The 19,534-nt window shown below is 30.2% G+C and carries 18 protein-coding genes; 13 read left to right on the top strand and 5 right to left on the bottom strand.

Translation table 11 applies throughout. The features are described from left to right. Positions 1–15: 15 nt before the first annotated feature. Genes ACQ65T_RS00660 through ACQ65T_RS00635 form a run of 6 tightly spaced genes read left to right on the top strand, consistent with a single transcriptional unit; the run spans position 16 to position 4,683 of the window. Positions 16–1,452, top strand: a complete 1,437-nt coding sequence (locus ACQ65T_RS00660) for an NADP-dependent isocitrate dehydrogenase (protein WP_430399194.1) — start codon at positions 16–18, stop codon at positions 1,450–1,452. A gap of 10 nt (positions 1,453–1,462) precedes the next feature. Then, positions 1,463–1,630, top strand: coding sequence for a hypothetical protein (locus ACQ65T_RS00655; protein ID WP_430399193.1), 168 nt, complete (start codon positions 1,463–1,465; stop codon positions 1,628–1,630). Then, positions 1,618–1,896: a hypothetical protein gene (locus tag ACQ65T_RS00650; RefSeq protein WP_430399192.1), complete on the top strand. Its 279-nt coding sequence runs from the start codon at positions 1,618–1,620 to the stop codon at positions 1,894–1,896. Before ACQ65T_RS00655 ends, ACQ65T_RS00650 begins: the two co-directional genes overlap by 13 nt. Positions 1,897–1,901: 5 nt before the next feature. Continuing rightward, entirely contained in the window at positions 1,902–2,738 is an 837-nt protein-coding gene (locus ACQ65T_RS00645; RefSeq protein ID WP_430399191.1) for a DUF6671 family protein, read from the top strand. A 3-nt stretch (positions 2,739–2,741) separates the two neighbouring features. Beyond that, complete coding sequence (locus ACQ65T_RS00640; RefSeq protein ID WP_430399190.1) at positions 2,742–3,707, top strand: L-threonylcarbamoyladenylate synthase; 966 nt, start codon at positions 2,742–2,744, stop codon at positions 3,705–3,707. A gap of 7 nt (positions 3,708–3,714) precedes the next feature. Next, positions 3,715–4,683 (top strand): sodium-dependent bicarbonate transport family permease, encoded by a 969-nt coding sequence (locus ACQ65T_RS00635; RefSeq protein WP_430399189.1) that lies wholly within the window; start codon positions 3,715–3,717, stop codon positions 4,681–4,683. 33 nt (positions 4,684–4,716) lie between these two features. Here ACQ65T_RS00635 and ACQ65T_RS00630 read toward each other — a convergent pair whose 3' ends face one another. The 3 genes from ACQ65T_RS00630 to ACQ65T_RS00620 all read right to left on the bottom strand — a co-directional run bounded on the left by ACQ65T_RS00630 (position 4,717) and on the right by ACQ65T_RS00620 (position 7,051). Continuing rightward, complete coding sequence (locus ACQ65T_RS00630; RefSeq protein WP_430399188.1) at positions 4,717–5,481, bottom strand: hypothetical protein; 765 nt, start codon at positions 5,479–5,481, stop codon at positions 4,717–4,719. A 130-nt stretch (positions 5,482–5,611) separates the two neighbouring features. Continuing rightward, positions 5,612–6,445 (bottom strand): hypothetical protein, encoded by an 834-nt coding sequence (locus tag ACQ65T_RS00625; protein WP_430399187.1) that lies wholly within the window; start codon positions 6,443–6,445, stop codon positions 5,612–5,614. Positions 6,446–6,550: 105 nt separating this feature from the next. After that, on the bottom strand, positions 6,551–7,051 hold the full coding sequence (locus ACQ65T_RS00620) for a GNAT family N-acetyltransferase (RefSeq protein ID WP_430399186.1): 501 nt from the start codon (positions 7,049–7,051) through the stop codon (positions 6,551–6,553). A gap of 63 nt (positions 7,052–7,114) precedes the next feature. Here ACQ65T_RS00620 and ACQ65T_RS00615 point away from each other — a divergent pair, with 63 nt between their 5' ends. Beyond that, positions 7,115–9,229 carry a TonB-dependent receptor domain-containing protein gene (locus ACQ65T_RS00615; protein ID WP_430399185.1) on the top strand — a complete coding sequence of 705 codons (2,115 nt, stop codon included), beginning with the start codon at positions 7,115–7,117 and terminating at the stop codon, positions 9,227–9,229. A gap of 10 nt (positions 9,230–9,239) precedes the next feature. Further along, a complete protein-coding gene (trhA, locus tag ACQ65T_RS00610) occupies positions 9,240–9,866 on the top strand; it encodes a PAQR family membrane homeostasis protein TrhA (protein WP_430399184.1) in 627 nt (208 codons plus the stop codon). 58 nt (positions 9,867–9,924) lie between these two features. Here the strand turns inward: trhA and htpG are convergent, their stop codons facing one another. Beyond that, positions 9,925–11,826 carry a molecular chaperone HtpG gene (gene htpG / locus ACQ65T_RS00605; RefSeq protein WP_430399183.1) on the bottom strand — a complete coding sequence of 634 codons (1,902 nt, stop codon included), beginning with the start codon at positions 11,824–11,826 and terminating at the stop codon, positions 9,925–9,927. 131 nt (positions 11,827–11,957) lie between these two features. Continuing rightward, the gene (locus ACQ65T_RS00600) at positions 11,958–12,560 is read right to left on the bottom strand and encodes a hypothetical protein (RefSeq protein ID WP_430399182.1); all 603 of its coding nucleotides are present in this window, start codon (positions 12,558–12,560) and stop codon (positions 11,958–11,960) included. A 130-nt stretch (positions 12,561–12,690) separates the two neighbouring features. Here ACQ65T_RS00600 and ACQ65T_RS00595 point away from each other — a divergent pair, with 130 nt between their 5' ends. From ACQ65T_RS00595 to ACQ65T_RS00575, 5 genes are all read left to right on the top strand, one after another. After that, positions 12,691–13,644, top strand: coding sequence for an ABC transporter ATP-binding protein (locus ACQ65T_RS00595; RefSeq protein ID WP_430399181.1), 954 nt, complete (start codon positions 12,691–12,693; stop codon positions 13,642–13,644). Positions 13,645–13,705: 61 nt separating this feature from the next. Further along, a complete protein-coding gene (locus tag ACQ65T_RS00590; RefSeq protein WP_430399180.1) occupies positions 13,706–14,713 on the top strand; it encodes a 3-oxoacyl-ACP synthase III family protein in 1,008 nt (335 codons plus the stop codon). 161 nt (positions 14,714–14,874) lie between these two features. Next, positions 14,875–16,659 carry an arginine--tRNA ligase gene (argS, locus tag ACQ65T_RS00585; RefSeq protein WP_430399179.1) on the top strand — a complete coding sequence of 595 codons (1,785 nt, stop codon included), beginning with the start codon at positions 14,875–14,877 and terminating at the stop codon, positions 16,657–16,659. Positions 16,660–16,715: 56 nt separating this feature from the next. Beyond that, positions 16,716–18,131 (top strand): hypothetical protein, encoded by a 1,416-nt coding sequence (locus ACQ65T_RS00580; protein WP_430399178.1) that lies wholly within the window; start codon positions 16,716–16,718, stop codon positions 18,129–18,131. Then, entirely contained in the window at positions 18,121–19,533 is a 1,413-nt protein-coding gene (locus ACQ65T_RS00575) for a GDSL-type esterase/lipase family protein (protein WP_430399177.1), read from the top strand. Before ACQ65T_RS00580 ends, ACQ65T_RS00575 begins: the two co-directional genes overlap by 11 nt. Position 19,534: the final 1 nt, after the last annotated feature.

Raw genomic sequence — 19,534 nt, 5'->3', positions numbered from 1 at the left:
ATAAAACTAAATACAATGAAAAAAATCACAATTGCAAAAGGAGATGGAATAGGTCCAGAAATTATGGACGCTGTCTTGGAGATTTTTAAATCTGCAAAAGTTCCTTTAGAGTATGATGAAATTCAAATTGGTGAAAAAGTTTATCTATCAGGAAACACTTCAGGGATAGCATCCTCTTCTTGGGATAGTATTAGAAGTAACAAGATTTTTCTTAAAGCACCAATTACTACTCCTCAAGGTGGTGGTTATAAAAGTTTAAATGTAACAACAAGAAAAGCTTTAGGCTTATTTGCAAATATCAGACCTTGTGTTTCTTACGCGCCTTATGTGGCAACAAAATTTCCGAAAATGAATGTTGTTATTGTAAGAGAGAATGAAGAAGATTTATATGCTGGAATTGAACATCAACAAACAGATGAAGTTGTACAATGTTTGAAGTTAATCAGTAGACCTGGTTGTGAAAAAATCATAAGATATGCATTTGAATATGCTAAAAATTATGGTAGAAAAAAAGTAACCTGCTTTTCTAAAGACAATATTATGAAGCAAACAGATGGACTGTTTCATGATGTGTTTAAAGAAATCGCTAAAGAATATCCTGAAATTGAGTCTAATCATATGATTATTGATATCGGTACTGCCTTTTTAGCAGATAACCCTGAACAATTTGATGTAATAGTAACTTCTAACTTATATGGAGATATAATTTCAGATGTAGCTGCCCAAATAGCGGGCTCAGTTGGTCTAGCGGGTTCTGTTAATATAGGATTAGAATGTTCAATGTTTGAGGCAATACATGGTTCTGCTCCAGATATTGCTGGTCAAAATAAAGCAAACCCTTCCGGGTTGTTACAAGCTGCAGTTTCAATGCTATATCATATGGGAATTAACGATAAAGCAACTCAAATTCAAAATGCTTGGTTGAAAACTATTGAAGACGGTTATCATACTGCAGATGTTTACTCAAAAGAGTATAGTAAAGCATTATTGGGAACAAAAGAGTTTGCGCAAAAAGTCATTGAAAACTTAGGTCAAATTCCAGGACAGTTACAAGCTGTTTTGCCTCCAAAAAATGCATTAATTACATTGCCAGTTTACAATAGAAAGCCACGAAAAGAGAAAAAACTTTTAGGGGTAGATGTTTTTGTTCACTGGGACGGATTTGATGCTAACGAGATAGGTAATAAGTTAAAAAGTATTGAAACGGATGAATTGCAACTTTCAATGATAACAAATAGAGGAATTAAGGTTTGGCCTAATGGATTTGATGAAACTTTTTGTACAGATCATTGGAGATGTAGATTCACAAACAATCAAAATGGGAATATACAGCCATCTGAAATTATAGGTCTATTAAACAATGCTATTTTAAATGAGGTCGAAGTTATTAAAACAGAAAACCTGTATGAATTTGAAGGAGTAAAAGCTTTTTCAATGGGTCAAGGACAATAAAAAATAACATATGAAACATAATTTAATTATTATAGGTTTATTAAGTATTATTCTAAAGTTATTATTGATTGGCAAACCTTCTATCTTTATAGAACACTCAGTAATAGGGTTACTTATTTTATTATTAATAACATTTATTTCTAAAAAATCAAATACACAACAAAAATGGAAAATGTAACAGAAATTAAGTTAGTAAAAGGAGAGTTTACACCAGATGAAGCAAAAGAAGTTTTATTTTCATTAGTAATGAGTAAAATTCGTTTCCATCAACTTGAAGTTTTCAGTAACGGTGAGCGAAACATTGGCGATATTGATTACTCTGAAAAGAGAATTACTGAATTAGAAAATTCAAAAATTGTGATAGATTCAAAAATTAACGAAGCTATTTCAAAGATGAAAAGAATTAGAATAAACGGAACTATTAAAATTGAAGTTTTAGAATAATTAAAATGTTTTTAAACAGAAAAATCTTAATTGCAACTCAGCATGGTAAAGAACAAGTCATGCAGCCTTTATTAGAGGAGGAATTGGGTTTTAAATGTTTTGTAAATCAATCTTTTGATACGGATACATTAGGTACTTTTTCAGGAGAAATAGAAAGAGAAGATGATGCGCTTCAAACACTTCGAAAGAAATGTACAATTGCTATGAAAGAGAACAATTTTAAAGTTGTAATTGCTAGCGAAGGTTCATTTGGAGCACATCCATCTCTTTTTTTTGCTCCAGCAAATGACGAATTAGTGATGTTTTTGGATAAAGAGAATGACCTTGAAGTTATAGCTCGTACTTTAAGTATTGATACAAATTATAATTCAGAAGAAATTCAATTAGAATCAGAATTATTGGATTTTGCAAGAACCTCAAAATTTCCGAGTCATGCATTGATTTTACAATCTTCATTAAAAAATGCAGAATTTTTGTATAAAGGAATTACAAGTGAAAAAGACTTGGTTGAATTTTTTAATAAAATAAAAGAAAAATATTCAACTGTTTTTGTAAGTACCGATATGCGCGCTATGTTCAATCCAACACGAATGAAAATTATAAAAGAAACTACAGAAAAGGTAATTCTTAAATTAAAATCTTTGTGTCCAAGTTGTGATTTTCCTGGTTTTGATGTGGTTGAGGTTGTATCTGGGTTGAGATGTTCGCAATGTAATCTTCCCACTAAAAGTACATTATCACATTTGTTAGTTTGTAAAAAATGCGCATATACTAAAACTAAAATGTATCCTCATTCTAAAGAGTATGAAGACCCAACTTTTTGTAATTATTGTAATCCCTAATTTATGGAATTGAGTTCATCAGTTATACGAGCAAAAAAATGGTTAGATAAAAATGAAGTAATTGCTATTCCTACTGAAACAGTTTATGGTTTAGCGGCTTCAATTTATTCTAAAAAAGCAATTGACTCTATTTATTCGATTAAAAATAGACCGACAACAAATCCATTAATTGTACATATTAAATCTGAAAAAGAATTGTATAAATATGTCCAAAATATACCTGTTAAAGCAAAACTATTAGCAAAAACATTTTGGCCAGGACCTTTAACTTTAGTTCTTCCCAGGACAGATTTAATTCCGGATTATATAACTGCAAATAGCGAATCAGTAGCTATTAGGGTCCCTAATCATCCATTAACTTTAGAGTTGTTATCTAGTTTAGATTATCCCTTAGCTGCTCCAAGTGCTAATCCATCTAATCATGTGAGTTCTACTACTGCTCAACACGTTGAAAATTATTTTAATACTATTTTGCCTTATGTTTTAGATGGTGGCGATTGTAGTAAGGGGTTAGAATCTACAATAATAGGTTTTGATAAGAATGGAGAGCCAATTGTATTTAGGCTAGGAGCTCTAACCATTGAACAAATTGAATTAGTTATAGGTGAAGTGCAAGTTAGAAAGAATTTAAAAGAAGCGGAGACTCCTATTGCGCCAGGTATGTTTAGTAAGCATTATGCTCCTAAAACACCTTTTTTTGTAGTAGATAATATAGATAGTTTTTTAGAAAGTGTAACGACTGATTCAATTGTTTATATTGGGCATCAATCAAGGATTAGTAATTCGAAAATTAAGCATCAACTACTCCTTTCTGAAACCGGAAATATTGAAGAAATGGCGTCCAATTTATATAAAAAGTTATTGGAGGCTGATAGTGTTGGATGCGATATAATTGTTACAACGTGGTTTGAAAATAAAAATTTAGGAATGAGTATTAACGATAGACTGAAGCGTGCTTCAGTAAAATAATGAAATAATGAATATAAATTTATTACTAGAAAATTTAACGAATCCAGCTTTATTGTTTTTCTTATTAGGAATACTAGCAGTTCGATTAAAAAGTGACTTGGCTATTCCAGAAAATTCTTCAAAATTTATCTCTTTGTATCTACTGTTTTCAATTGGATTCAAGGGAGGTCAAGAATTAGCGCATAGTAGTTTTTCAATGGAAATTATTTGGAGTGTTGTTTTTGGGATTATTGCGGCAGTAATCATACCTATTTATGTGTTTTTTATCTTAAAGAAAAAATTGTCAATATCTAATTCTGGAGCAATTGCAGCTGCATATGGTTCGGTTAGTGCAGTAACATTTGTAACTGCCATTTCTTTTTTAGAATTACAAAACATTAGTTTTAATGGTCATATGGTAGCAGTAATGGCATTGATGGAAGCTCCAGCAATTGTAGTTGGTGTTATTTTAATTCGAATTTATGGTAAAAAGAGCGCTATAAATGAAAACCAATCTTTAGGAGCAATAGTAAAGCATTCTTTTACAAATGGAAGTGTGTTGCTTATTTTAGGGAGTTTAATAATAGGGTTTTTAGCAAGTGATGAACAAGCCATGGGAATTAAGCCTTTTACTACCGATTTATTTAAAGGGTTTTTAGCAATTTTTTTATTAGACATGGGAATTGTATGCGGAAAAAAATTAAAGGATTTTTTAAAAAATGGTGCTTTTACAACTTTGTTTGCTATAGTTGTGCCATTAATTAATGGAGTAATTTTCGCTTATTTAAGTTCTTATGTGACTGACTCAATTGGAGATCGTTTTATACTTTCTATTTTGGCAGCAAGTGCTTCTTATATAGCTGTTCCTGCGGCTATGAAGATGGCGGTGCCAAAAGCAAATCCTGGAATTTTTATTCCAATGGCATTAGCAGTTACCTTTCCAGTAAATATTACAATAGGAATGCCTTTGTATATGATGGTGATAGTAAATAGTTAAATTAAAAGCCGTTGTAATTTACAACGGCTTTTTTTATCTTCTCCTTATTTTTGATCTTCGTTTAGTCACGTTCGTTTTATTATTCGACTTTCTAACAACTACTTTTCTTCTAGGGCTGTATATTTTTTTTGCAACTATTACACGATGTTTTGTAGTTCTATGAAAATGTGTGTTATATCTTACACAGCGTCCTTTAAAAATCATATAAGTTGTTCTTTTCCAAGGCTTCCAATATGAAGGATATTTTTTCCATCGATAAGGAGATTTCCATACCACGTATCCTGGGCGATACATGAATTTTACACATGGCCAAAACCATACATTAACAACTACTCTATATGGATTAACAATTGGTTCATTAGGTCCATAATCACTTGTTTCAATTTTGTTTTCTACTGAATAGGGTTCTACATATGTGTTTGCAGCATATAAGTTTTCATCACCTTCAATTTGAAGGACTGCTTCTTCCTTTCCTGTTTTTTCAATTCCAATAGTAGCAATATCTTGTATGTCTTTTTCATTTAGATAAGTAGAAAGAATTACAACATGAGTATCTCCATCTTTAATTGATTCAACATTAATATAATCTATTTCACCGTCTTCATTTAAATCTAAATTATTTACATTACTATCTTCGAGATTAATTAATTTTTCAAATTCTTCTAATGATTTTGATTTTTTAAACATTTCTAAAGCGCCTTCTAAACTGAAGTTATCTCCCAATTGTTCATTGTTTTCTTGCGCGTAATTTGTTGATATCCCAAATACAACTAACATTACTGTGATTAGCTTTTTCATATTAATTTATTTTTATATGAATAATGACTTTCTTTAGTAATAAGACATGTAAATTTTTAAAAGGTTTAATTGAAGGGCATAAAAAAAGCCTCTTTTCTTATAAAGAGGCTTTTCAATATTTTGTTAAGATTTATAAATTTACATTATAAACCGTACCGTCAGAGTGTGTGTAAGTAGCTTGGTTGTCACAAGTATTGTCTCCATAGTCTAAAATTCCATCTAAGAAAGATCCTTGCAAATCTAATTGACCTTGTGAAATATAATTACAAGAATACTTTTTAATTAATGTTTCAACAACCGTAACAGTTAAAGTACTACCACTTGGCTTAGTTACAGTGTGATTTCCTGATAAAATTTCATAAGTATTATCACCTAGAGTTAACGTTCCTACACCTTCCGTTTGCTGTACAGTTCTAGTTCCAAAGAAAGTATAGATTGCTCCTGTTAATGTAGTTAGTTTTCCATTGGATACCGTTCTGTTCCATTTAGGAATTGAAGTATTTGTAGTGATGTTTTCATAAACCACTGTTCCTTCAAGTTTTCTATTATTCACGTAATAATTATTTGAACGAGTAATTGTCATAGTGCTGCCATACTCGATAAAATAATTTGAAAATGTAACAGTAATAATTCCAGAACGAAGAATACCATTATGCAAACATCCTGTACCGAAATCTATTGTAAAAGTTTTAGGGAAAACACCAGGAGTGCTGTTGTCTACAGTAACTGTTGCACAAGTAGCAGAAAGAGATTCAAATGCATTAGTTGTTCTACTAGAATAACTTCCATTTTCGTTTGCTACATCAACTCCTGCATTAAAATCTAATTCATTTCCAAAATCAATTTGGGCATTAGCAGCAAGTAGTTCAGTATCTACTGCAATATCTTCATCTTTGTTACACGAGGTTAATAGTAAACTTAAAGCTAAGAAGCTTCCAAAGGCATAATTTTTTAAATTTTTCATAGTCAATAGTTTTAGTGTTATGTTTATTAGATGCAAAAAAGTTAAAAAGGTTTAAATAAAAGTTAATTTTTTAACATTTTGTTGTTTAGTGCAATAAAGATGCCATTATTTTTTTAATTCGTAAAGCCAATTTGTTTTTGGAGAAGTATCATCAGGTAATTCGCCAATTTTTATTGCCCCAAGTTTTTCAACTGCTTTTTGAGAACGATAATTTGTATCTCCCACATGAAAATGAATTCTATTTACAAATTGAAAGGCATAATCAATCATTAATTTTTTTAATGAATTATTATAATTTGTGCCCCAATATTCTCTTGAAATAAATGTATAGCCAATTATAATACTACTTTCATTTTTATTGAATTCATAAAATCGAGAGGAACCAATAATTTTATGAGTCAAATTATCAATAATCGCAAAAGCACCTTTTGATTGAATCGCATTGTCAAAAAACACTTTAAATTTTTCTTCTTTATATCGATCTTTGTTTGGATGTTGTTCCCAAAGTAATTTATCGGAAGCTACTTCAAACAAAGCATTAAAATCATCTTCTTGAAGAGGTTTTAGAGTAATTAATTCATTAGATAAAGTAGGTTGTAAGTTCATTTTATTTAAATTTCGTTGTAACAAATTTATAAGAATTAGTCTAATAACAATATTAATGTTTTGATGAGTAAGTATATAGTATTGGTTCTTGTTTTTTTTGGTACTGTTTTTAATAGTTCTGCTCAAGAAGAGACTAAAGTAGAAAAAGAAGTTGAACTTAAGGAAGTTATTGTCGTCCAAAAAAAGAAAGCCATTGAACAGAAAGCGGATAGAACTATTTTTGATTTTTCTGAACAGCCACAATTAAATTCAGGTTCTGTTTTAGAAGGTTTAAAAAAACTTCCTGGTTTAATTATTTCTGATGTTGCCGGAATGATGTATCAAGGAAAGCAGTTGGAAGTATATTTAGATGGAAGGCCTTTGAATATTTATTCAAATGAATTGAATTCTTTTCTTGAAGGAATGCCTGCAAATAGTATTGAAAAAGTAGAAGTTATTACACAGCCAGGTGCCGAATTTCCGGCAACTTCAGGCGGAGCAATTATAAATATTATAACTAGCCGAACAGCTAAAAATTATTTGAGCGCAACTTATTCTTCGGGTGTAAATTTTACCGATTATGATAAAACAAGAGCCCGATTTAATAATAGTCTATTATTAAATGCGAAAAATAAATATTTTGGTTGGCAATTAAATATCGGACAAAATTATAGAGAAAGTGCACAATTGTCTACAATAACAAATAAACCAATTTCTAGTCCAAGTGTGATTTTGTCTGATACTGATGCTGATAGAGTAGGAAGAAGTACCTATGTAAGATCTGCCTTGAAGTTTGACTTAAAAAGAGACAGGTTGTTATTGAATTATGATGTGAATTTTAATAATAACGATGCTTATACTTTAGCAAACGGATTTGGTTTTAATTCAGACGATTTTAGCAAAACAAAAAGCAATCGTCAAGATGTTTTAGCAACTTATCAAAAATATTTTGACGATGTAACAAAAAAATTAGAGTTCAGGTTTAATTTTAATAGAAATGCTTCCAATTTTAATTTAGATTCACGTCTTTCAAATGTTTCAATATTAGATAACTCAAGTTTGCAAGACTATTTTAATTTTAGAATCGATTATTCTCAAGAAGTTAATTTTTTAGACCAAACTAAAATTAGTGTTGGAACTTTGGTAGACGAGCTTTCTTTTGAAGCTGAAAACAATAATATTCAAAATTTATATTATACCAGAAGAACGGCAGCTGCTTATGCAGAATTTCAGACGGATTATAAAAATTTTAAATTTATTTTAGGAAGCAGAGCTGAAGATTACTTGATCAAAGGAAATACTGATACGGCAGACTTGACACCGTTTAAACAATTTAAATTTTTTCCAAATGCAAGTGCACAATATAATTTTGATCCACAAATTTTTGTGAGTTTAAATTATAATAAAAAAATAAGTTTGCCAAGTACATCTGCTTTAAATCCTAATAATACCAATTATCAAAATCCTAACGTTGATTATTCGGGAAACCCACAATTGCAGCCTACAATTTTCGATAATTTAGAAATGAAAATTAGTGCGTTTGATTATGCCTTTGTTGGTTATTCTGTAAGCTCAGCAAAAAACCAAGTAGTGAACAGAGTTTCTGAAACAAGTAATACTATCTTAAATACAAGTATAAATGTTCCCGAATTAAGAATTCATAACTTCAATATTGGTTTGCCAATTCCTTATATGTTGTTTACAAAAGGTTTAGCCGAAACCTTGAAATTTGACTTTAATCCTGATAAAATTAATTTCTTATATGCTTATGCTAGTTATCAAATGCATGAAATTCCTAATTTAAATACAAAAGGTTTTTGGATTTTTAATTTTATGTCACAAATTCTATTACCAAAAGATATTAGTTTTATTGCCAATTATAACTATAGTACACCAAATGGAAACTATTATTATTTTATTGCGAGAGAATCATTTAGTCATAGTTTAGATTTTACTTTTTCTAAAAAATTCTTAAATGATAATTTATCGGTCGCTATTAATTTTGATGATATTTTAAATACTAATCAGCAAGGTTTTGGCTCAGCAGGAACCGATGTTTTATTGCAATCAAAAAACGATACAAGACGATTTGGGTTTACATTGAATTATAAAATTCCAACAAAAAATAAATTAGCAAAAGTTGATCCTAGCTTGTTGAACAATGACAAGAAAGAAGAAGGCGGCTTAATTGGAAATTAATACTATAAAAATGAATTTAAAAGGAAAGAATCTAGAAGAATTTTTAAATGTTATTTCGCACGCAGCCGGAATTGTATTAGGTATTTTTGGACTTGTTTTTTTGTTGTTAAAAAATAGAGACTTAACCATTTTTAGTACGTTAAGTATTTTAATTTATAGTTTTTGTTTAATTGCTCTTTACACAGCTTCGACTGTTTATCATGCTATTTCACACGAGAAGAAAAAGCAAAAAGCACAAATTTTTGACCACATTGGTATTTTCTTATTAATAGCAGGAACGTACACGCCCATTTGCTTAATCACTTTAGAAAAAACGACAGGTTGGACACTATTTTTAGTAATTTGGTGCATTGCTGCTTTAGGACTGGTAATGAAGTTGTTTTTAACTGGGAAATTAGATAAGCTGTCTTTGTTTATTTATTTAATTATGGGTTGGTTAGCTATAGTTGAATATAAACAATTAATAAATTTATTATCTGATGATGCTTTATTTTACTTAGCACTTGGCGGAGTTTTATACACTTTAGGAACTGTTTTTTATGCAATTAAAAAAATTCCGTACGGACATTTTATTTGGCATTTGTTCGTTTTAGGCGGAAGTATTTCGCACTATTTTATGATTTATAATATTGTTTAAAATTTATAAAAAAACCTGCAAATTTTCATTTACAGGTTTAGTTTTTAGTTTTTTTTTCTTACTTCAATGTTTCAAAACTACGTTTTACAAAAGAAGTTAATTCTTCTCCTTTTAATAAACCTTGAGAAAGCTTCGCTAAGTCTAACGCTTGTTTTACTAATGTTGCTTTTGCATCATCTGCATCAGTACTTAAAATAGAAGTTGCTAATTCAGAATTTGTATTTACAACTAAATTATACATTTCTGGCATATTTCCCATTCCAAACATTCCGCCTCCGCCAGACTGACTCATTTCTTTCATTCTTCGCATGAATTCTGGTTGAGTTATCATAAATGGTGCCGAATTACTATCCATAGCTTCCATTTGTACAGAATACTTCTCTTTTGGAATAAGTGCTTCTAAAACATTTTTTAAATTTTCTGTTTCTTCTTCCGATAATTTAGAAATTTGATTTTCTTCTTTCTGAATCAACTTGTCAATATGATCAGCATCTACACGTGCAAAAGTCAAGTTTTCATTGTCGGCTTCTAATTTTTGAATTAAATGCGAAACAATTGGCGAATCTAATAATATTACTTTGTATCCTTTCTCTTTTGCAATTTCAATATAACTGTGTTGAGCATCTTTGTTTGACGCATATAGAACAACTAATTTTCCATCTTTGTCAGTTTGAGAATCTTTAGTAGCTTCTTTTAATTCTTCTAAAGTAAAGTATTTATCGTCTGTAGTTGGATACAAAGTAAATGCACCAGCTTTTTCATAGAATTTTGGTTCCGAAAGCATTCCGTATTCTAATACAATTTTAATATCGTTCCATTTTTTTTCAAAATCTTCACGATTTTCAGTAAATAAAGCTTTCAATTTATCGGCAACTTTACGAGTAATGTAGTTTGAAATTTTCTTTACATTACTATCTGATTGTAAACCAGAACGTGAAACATTTAATGGAATATCTGGAGAGTCAATAACCCCTTTTAGCATTGTTAAAAATTCAGGTACAATTCCTTCTACGTTGTCAGTAACGTAAACTTGGTTTTGGTACAACTGAATTTTATCTTTCTGCATTTGAATATCTGCAGATAATTTAGGGAAATATAAAATTCCCGTTAAATTAAATGGATAGTCAACATTTAAATGAATATTAAATAACGGTTCTTCAAACTGCATAGGATACATTTCACGATAAAATGATTTGTAATCTTCGTCAGATAAATCCGCTGGTTGTTTTGTCCAGGCAGGATTAGGATTGTTAATAATGTTGTCTACTTCAACTTCAGTAAAAATTTCGTCTTTATTCTCGCTGTCTACAAATTCACCTTTTTTCTGCTCAATTTTTTCTTTTCGCGTTCCAAATTTAATAGGAATAGGCATGAATTTATTGTACTTGGTAAGTAGTTCTCGAATTTTACTTTCTTCTAGAAATTCTAAAGAATCTTCAGCAACGTGTAAAATAATTTCTGTCCCTCTGTTCTTTTTGTCATGTGGTTCTAGTGTAAACTCTGGGCTTCCATCACAAGTCCAATGTGCCGCTGGTTCATCCTTGTAGGATTTAGTTATTAATTCTACTTTGGATGCAACCATAAAAGCAGAATAAAAACCTAATCCGAAATGGCCTATTACACCAGAATCTTTGGCAGTATCTTTATATTTTTCTAAAAATTCTTCTGCACCTGAAAAGGCAACTTGATTGATGTATTTTTCAACTTCATCAGATGTCATTCCTAATCCTTGGTCGATAATGTGTATTTTTTTACCTTCTTTATCAATTTTAACCTCAATTTTTGGGTTACCATATTCTACAGTAGCTTCGCCAATACTAGTTAAATGTTTTAATTTTAAAGTAGCATCTGTTCCATTTGAAATTAGTTCGCGTAAGAAAATTTCATGGTCGCTGTATAAGAATTTCTTTATTAATGGAAATATGTTTTCTACTGAAACATTAATTTTTCCTGAAGACATAATTTATAAATTTTTAGTTAAACATTTCCAATTCTATTTCAAAAGGAGTACCAAAAAGTATATACTGACAAATTGACGTAAATATAAAAGCCCAATTCAACGAATTGGGCTTTTATTTTATTTTTTAAAGTTTAGTAATTTCCGAATTTATATAAAACAGTAGCCGATAAATTGTACATTAATCCAGTAATCGAATTAGCCGCACCAGTATAGGTAGGTGTTCCGTCAAAATTATAATGTTGAGAAATATTTGCAATCAAAGAGGCATCGATTCCTAGGAATAATCCATCAGTTACTTTGTATTTTGGATTCAACCCTACAATTATATTTAAAATATGATCAGTACCAGTATTTTCGGCTATATCAGATTTCAAAATTGACAATCCTGCACCACCATGTGCACTAATTATAAAGTCATTATAATTGGACCCTCTATTCATTAATTCCGACAAATTTATAACACCTTGTAAAGATATACGAGTATTTTTTGTACCTGTTTTGTTTCCTAATTCGTTTTCAATTGAAAATTTATCGGATGCAAAATCAATTTTAGCGGCAAAAGTTTCGTTTAAATCGTAGCTTAACCCACCTCCAAAATGTGTAAATCCAGAATAACTAGGTTGATAAGAACCATTCATACCATAATTTAATTCTACAGCAAATTGCGCGTTAGAAAGAATAGGTATTAATAAAAAGGCAAGAATAAATTTTAGGTTAAGTATAAGTTTTTTCATTTTTTTGGGGTTTATTGTTTTCAATAGTTCAATATATAATTAAAATTTTTATAAAAAATTTTTTTTTAATTCAATCTTGTTAATTCTAAATTAGCTATTTTATTTTTACTTTTGATTTAAATAAAAAAAAATGCTCTCCTTAACTAATGTAGTTTTTTCATATCAAAAGTCTAAAGTCATTAATAAAGTTTCGTTTTCATTAGAAAATGGTCAACATCTTTCAATTTTGGGTGAAAGTGGAAGTGGAAAAAGTACATTATTAAAAGCTATATACGGACTTCTAGATTTAAATGAAGGTGAAATTTTCTGGAATGAAACAGAAGTTTTAGGACCTAAGTTTAATTTGGTTCCAGGAATGCCTTTTATGAAGTATTTAGCTCAAGATTTTGATTTAATGCCTTATATTACTGTTTCTGAAAATATTGGTAAGTATTTGTCTAATTTTTATCCAGAAAAAAAGCAAGAGCGTATTTCGGATTTACTTCGCTTAGTTGAAATGACTGATTTTTCAGATGTTAAGGTTAAGAATTTAAGTGGCGGTCAAATGCAAAGAGTCGCAATTGCTAGAGTTTTGGCTTTGGAACCAGAAATATTATTGTTTGATGAGCCATTTAGCCATATTGATAATTCAAGAAAGAATAATTTAAGAAGAAGCGTCTTTAATTATGCAAAAGTGAAAGGAATTACTTGTATTGTTGCAACTCACGACATGGATGATGCTTTGTCGTTTTCTGATAAGATTATAGTTCTTAAAAACGGAGGAATAATTGCAGAAGGAACGCCTATAGAGTTGTTTAATTCGAAAGATAGTGTTGATGTTGGTAAATTGTTTGGCGATGTAAATCAGATTGATGCTCTTTTTTTGGGAGGTTTAAATGATGAAAAACAATTGGTTTATCCTTTTGAACTTGAAATTACAGATTGGTCTAATTTAAAAATAGAAGTATTAAAGTCTTATTTTAAGGGTAAAAATTATCTCATTGAAGCTCATTATGATAATGGAGTTTTGTTTTTTGAACACGGAACTTTGCTGGCTAATAATAGCCAATTCTATTTAAAATTAAAAGATAACGTTTCGATATGATTTTAATAGTACTTTTAATTTCATAAATTTGTAATTCAACTTTTTTAGTAAATTTTAAACTATGTACCATTCAAAAATATCAGGATTAGGGTTTTATGTACCAGAAAATAAAGTAACCAATGATGATTTGTCTAAGTTAATGGATACCAATGATGCTTGGATTCAAGAGCGAACTGGGATTCAAGAAAGAAGGCATATCATTAGAGGGGAAGATACTACCACATCAATGGGGGTTAAAGCTGCTGAGATTGCTATTGAGCGTTCAGGTGTTGCTAAAGAAGATATTGACTTTGTTGTTTTTGCTACTTTAAGTCCAGATTATTATTTTCCAGGTCCAGGAGTTTTAGTGCAGCGCGATTTAGGACTTAGAACGGTTGGAGCTCTTGATGTTCGTAATCAATGTTCGGGGTTTGTTTATGCTATTTCGGTAGCTGATCAGTATATTAAAACTGGAATGTATAAGAATATTTTAGTTATAGGTTCAGAAGTACATTCAACAGGATTGGATATGACCGATAGAGGTCGTGGAGTTTCAGTAATTTTTGGAGATGGGGCAGGAGCAGCTGTTCTTTCTAGAGAAGAGGATTTATCTAAAGGTATTTTGTCAACTCACTTACATTCTGAAGGTCAACATGCAGAAGAATTAGCTTTAATTGCACCAGGAATGGGTAAGCGCTGGGTAACTGATATTATCGCGGATAATGATCCAAATGATGATAGTTATTATCCTTACATGAACGGACAATTTGTTTTTAAAAATGCTGTTGTACGTTTTAGCGAAGTAATTAACGAAGGTTTACAAGCAAATGACTTAGAAGTTTCGGATATTAATATGTTAGTCCCTCATCAAGCTAATCTTAGAATTTCTCAGTTTATTCAATCAAAATTTAAATTATCTGATGATCAAGTGTATAATAATATTCAAAAATACGGAAATACAACTGCAGCATCTATTCCTATTGCTTTAACAGAAGCATGGGAAAAAGGTAAAATTAAAAAAGGCGATTTAGTTGTTTTGGCTGCTTTTGGTAGTGGATTTACTTGGGGGAGTGTTATTATTCGTTGGTAATTTCTTTAAAAAAAGTTGAAAGAATTTAGGAATAAAAGGATAGAATAAATAATTAAAAATGCGTTTCAATTGATTCGCATTTTTTGTTTTAAAAACTTCTGACTTCTGACTTTTAACTTCTAACTTCTTATTATATTTGCACCTTTAAAAACAATAGAAAAATGACATTACAAGAAACATTAACCATTCACATTCAAAAAGCAGTTCATAGTTTATTTGATTTATCATTAGATAAAGTAGAATTTCAAGCAACTAGGAAAGATTTTGAAGGAGATGTAACTATGGTTGTTTTTCCATTAGTAAAACAATTAAAAGGAAATCCGGTTGAAATAGGAACTAAAATTGGAACACACTTAGCAGAAAATGTAGCTGAAGTTGCTCGATTTAATGTAGTAGGTGGTTTTTTAAATATTGTAATCAACAATGCTTTTTATATTGATTTCTTTAATGAAATTAAAAATGAAGAAAAATATGGTTTTGTAACCCCAAAAGAAGGAGAAAAAGCTATTATGGTTGAATATTCTTCACCAAATACCAACAAACCTTTGCATTTAGGTCATGTTAGAAATATTCTTTTAGGATATTCTGTTGCCGAAATTATTAAAGCTTCTGGTAAAAAAGCGTATAAAACTCAAATAATCAACGACCGTGGAATTCACATTTGTAAGTCAATGTTGGCTTGGCAAAAATACGGTAACGGACAAACACCACAGTCTACAGGTTTAAAAGGAGATAAATTAGTTGGTAATTTCTATGTAGAATTTGATAAACACTATAAAAAAGAAATTACCGAATTAATGGCGGAAGGAAAAACGGAAGAAGAAGCTAAAAAATTAGCGCCATCAATTCTTGAGGCCCAAGAAATGTTACGTAAATGGGAAGCTGGTGATGCTGAGGTTGTAGCACTTTGGAAAACTATGAACCAATGGGTTTATGATGGTTTTGAACAAACGTACAAAAGTGTAGGTGTTGATTTTGATTCCTATTATTACGAAAGCAATACCTATTTATTAGGGAAAGAAGTAGTTCAATTTGGATTAGAAAAAGGAATTTTTGAAAAAGATCCAGACGGTTCTGTTTGGATTGATCTAACTGAAGATGGATTAGATCGTAAAATTGTACTTCGTTCAGACGGAACTGCCGTTTATATGACACAAGATATTGGAACTGCTATTCAGCGTGTAAAAGACAATCCAGATGTTGGTGGAATGGTTTATACTGTTGGTAACGAGCAAGATTATCATTTCAAAGTGTTATTCTTAATTTTAAAGAAATTAGGATTTGATTGGGCTGATAGTTTATACCATTTAAGTTATGGAATGGTAGAATTACCTTCAGGAAAAATGAAATCGCGTGAAGGAACTGTTGTTGATGCAGATGATTTAATGTTAGAAATGACTACAACAGCGCAATCTATTTCAGAAGAATTAGGTAAACTTGAAGGTTATTCAGAAGAAGAAAAAGCAGCATTATATAAAACTATTGGATTAGGTGCTTTAAAATATTACATGTTAAAGGTTGATCCAAAAAAACAAATGATGTTTAACCCAGAAGAATCGGTTGATTTTGCTGGAAATACAGGTCCGTTTATTCAGTATACTTATGCTCGTATTCAGTCTATTTTAAGAAAAGCAACTTTCGAATATAAAAACGTTATTTCTGCAAATACTATTGAATTACACGAAAAAGAAAAAGAGTTGATTAAACAAATTCAACTTTTTCCAGAAACTATTCAAAATGCAGCACATAATCATAGTCCGGCATTAATTGCTAATTATACTTATGATTTAGTTAAAGAATTCAATTCATTTTACCAAAACGTGTCTATTTTAGGAGAAAGTGATAATGCATTAAAGGTTTTCAGAGTACAATTGGCTAATAAAGTTGCTGAAGTTATTCAATCATCTTTTCAATTATTAGGAATTGATGTTCCTGAGAGAATGTAATTTTCTATACCGGAGTGAATAATTCAAAAACGTATTTTTTTAAATCTTTTTTTGCAATGCTTTTGGCAACTGCATCGTTTTTGGTATTCAAAGCTTTTTTGCCAAAGAGAATTTTTGAGGAAGGAAGTTCATTAACAGAAAACGTTGTAATTGACAGTTTGCTCATAGAAGCTGTTGCGGAAGCCGAAGAGGAGGCTGTAATAGATACTTTAGCAAATGAGCAAATAGATTTTAAACCGGTTAAAGGCGTTAAATTTCCATCTGAAACTTTTAAAGTATATAAAGGCGATCAGTTTTTAGTTTCTTTTTTCGAGAAGCTTTTTCAATTAGAACAAAATCCCACAAAGAAAGTGAGAATAGCCTATTTTGGAGATTCAATGACTGATGGTGATATGATTGTAAAAGACTTTAGGACTTATTTTCAACAAAAATTTGGTGGGGAAGGTGTTGGGTTTGTTAACATAACTTCTGAATCGGCTTCTTCGCGTAATTCAATTACCCACGAATTTTCAACCAATTGGAAAACCTATTCCTATTTAAAAATAAAACATCCAGTTAGCCCATTTGGAGTAAACGGACATTTGTTTTTTGCTAATGACACTTTACATGATGCTTGGGTTAAATTCCGTGCAACAAGAACACGTTTTGCTTCAGAATTAGGAAATCCAACCTTGTTTTATGGTAAGTCTAGAAATACAGAAGGTAAAGTATATCAAGTAATTGGAGTAGATACTGTTTATAAAAAATTAAAACCAAACAACAAGTTAAATACTTTAGCTTTTTCGTCAAATGGACAAAAAACTATGAAAATTAATTTCACTAAAGCAGATAGTATACCGCTTTATGGCTTTAATTTTGATAATGGTATTGGAGTGCATGTAGATAATTTTTCGAGCAGAGGAAATTCAGGTTTGCCTTTATCTACTTTTGATGTTGATTTAATGAGCCAGTTTCAAGAACAATTGCATTATGATTTAATTGTTCTCCATTATGGAACAAATGTTTTAAATTACGGTTCATATAATTATTCTTGGTATGAAAAACGAATGAATAAAGTAGTTGCTCATTTGAAAAAATGTTTCCCAGGTGTTGCTATTTTAGTTGTTTCAACAGCAGATAAGTCAACCAAGTATGATATGGAAATGAAAACAGATTCAGCAGTTGTTCCCTTAATGTTGGCTCAAAAGAAATATGCAATACAATCAGAATCAGCATTCGTTAATTTATATACTTTAATGGGTGGCGATGGTTCAATGGTTCAATGGGTTGATGAAGAACCTGCTAGGGCAAATAAAGATTACACGCATTTTAATTTTAGAGGTGCAAAAGATATAGCTAAAATGATTTTCAATCAGATCTATGAAGGATATGAAAAGTATAAAAAAATAAGACCAAAAGACAAGCCAATAAAGAAACCATTTAAAAAAGATAGTACTAAAGTAGTTAAAGATAGTGTCGTTTATGAAGAATAGTATTTTATTTTTTTCTTTGATTTTTGTACAATTTATTTTGTCTCAAACCATTTCCGACACAACAGAAGTTGAGATAGATTATGTAAGTATTGATACGGTTTCAGTAATTGAATTTAAAAACGAAATTCACAATGCAAAAGCTATTGCAAAGTTTTTACAAAAGTTAGATTCTGTTGAAACAACAAAACAAAAAAAAGTTAGAATTGTTCATATTGGCGATTCACACATTCAAGCCGATTTGTTTTCAGGTAAAATGCGTTCGCTTTTGCAAGATAAATTTGGAAACGGAGGTTTAGGATTTACTTTTCCATATAATTTAGCAGGTACAAATGGAAATCATTATATAAAATACACGAGTAATATTCCTTTTTTAAGTCAAAGAAACACAAAGCCTAATGATGGAAAACCTATTGGTCTTAGTGGGATAGCTTTATATACAGATAATAACGATTTTGTCATTGAACTGAATGTAAGGGACAAATCTTATACTTTCAACACTATTAAAGTCGTTACTCCCATAAAAGGCAATTTTAATTTAGCAAAAACTTCAAAAAATATTGTTATAGTATCTTCAAAACCAAAAGTAATTTACCATAAAATTATAAGTGGTGAAGTGCTTTCCATTATTGCAGATAAATACAATTGCTCGGTTTCTGAAATTAAGAAAGCAAATAAATTACGTTCAAATGCAATTCAGGCTGGGAAGACTCTACGAATTCCTACAGATGAAAAAGAACCAGTAAAAATTACTAAGTCAGAGTTTATTCCGTTGACTATTTTTGAAGATACGAATTCATACAATTATTTTTCAGAAGAAAGTTTAGATAAGGTTTACATTACTTCAAATGATATTACTACTAATTTTTCTTTAAACGGAATACTATTAGAAAACAATAACTCAGGAATTGTATATAGTGCAATTGGCGTTAATGGAGCAAAAGCTTCAGATTATTTAAAATACCCTTTGTTTTTTGAGCAATTAAAAGTTATAGAAGCGGATTTAGTTGTTATTTCTTTAGGAACAAATGAAAGTTTTGATAAAAGAGAAACGGCAGTTTATTATACAGAATTAGAAGAAATGCTTCTTTCTATAAAAAAGCACAATCCTGAAGTTGAAATTTTACTTACGACTCCGCCTCCGTCATTATTTCAGAGAAAATACCCAAATACTTTTGCAGCAAGTTATGCCAAAGCGATTATTGAATTTGCAGAGAAAAATAATTATGCGGTTTGGGATATGTATAAAAATATGGGCGGACTTTATAGTGTGAATTCGAATGCTCAAAAGGGCTTAATGTCTAGAGATAAAGTACATTATTCAAAACAAGGATATGAATTACAAGGAGAATTATTTTTCAAAGCATTAATGGAAATATACACTAATTTTAAATCGGTAAAATAGT

Source organism: Flavobacterium sp. (assembly GCF_965284515.1).
Classification (GTDB): Bacteria; Bacteroidota; Bacteroidia; order Flavobacteriales; family Flavobacteriaceae; genus Flavobacterium.
The sequence above is the reverse complement of the archived record's forward strand: the minus strand, read 5'-3'. Positions and strand labels throughout refer to the sequence as shown.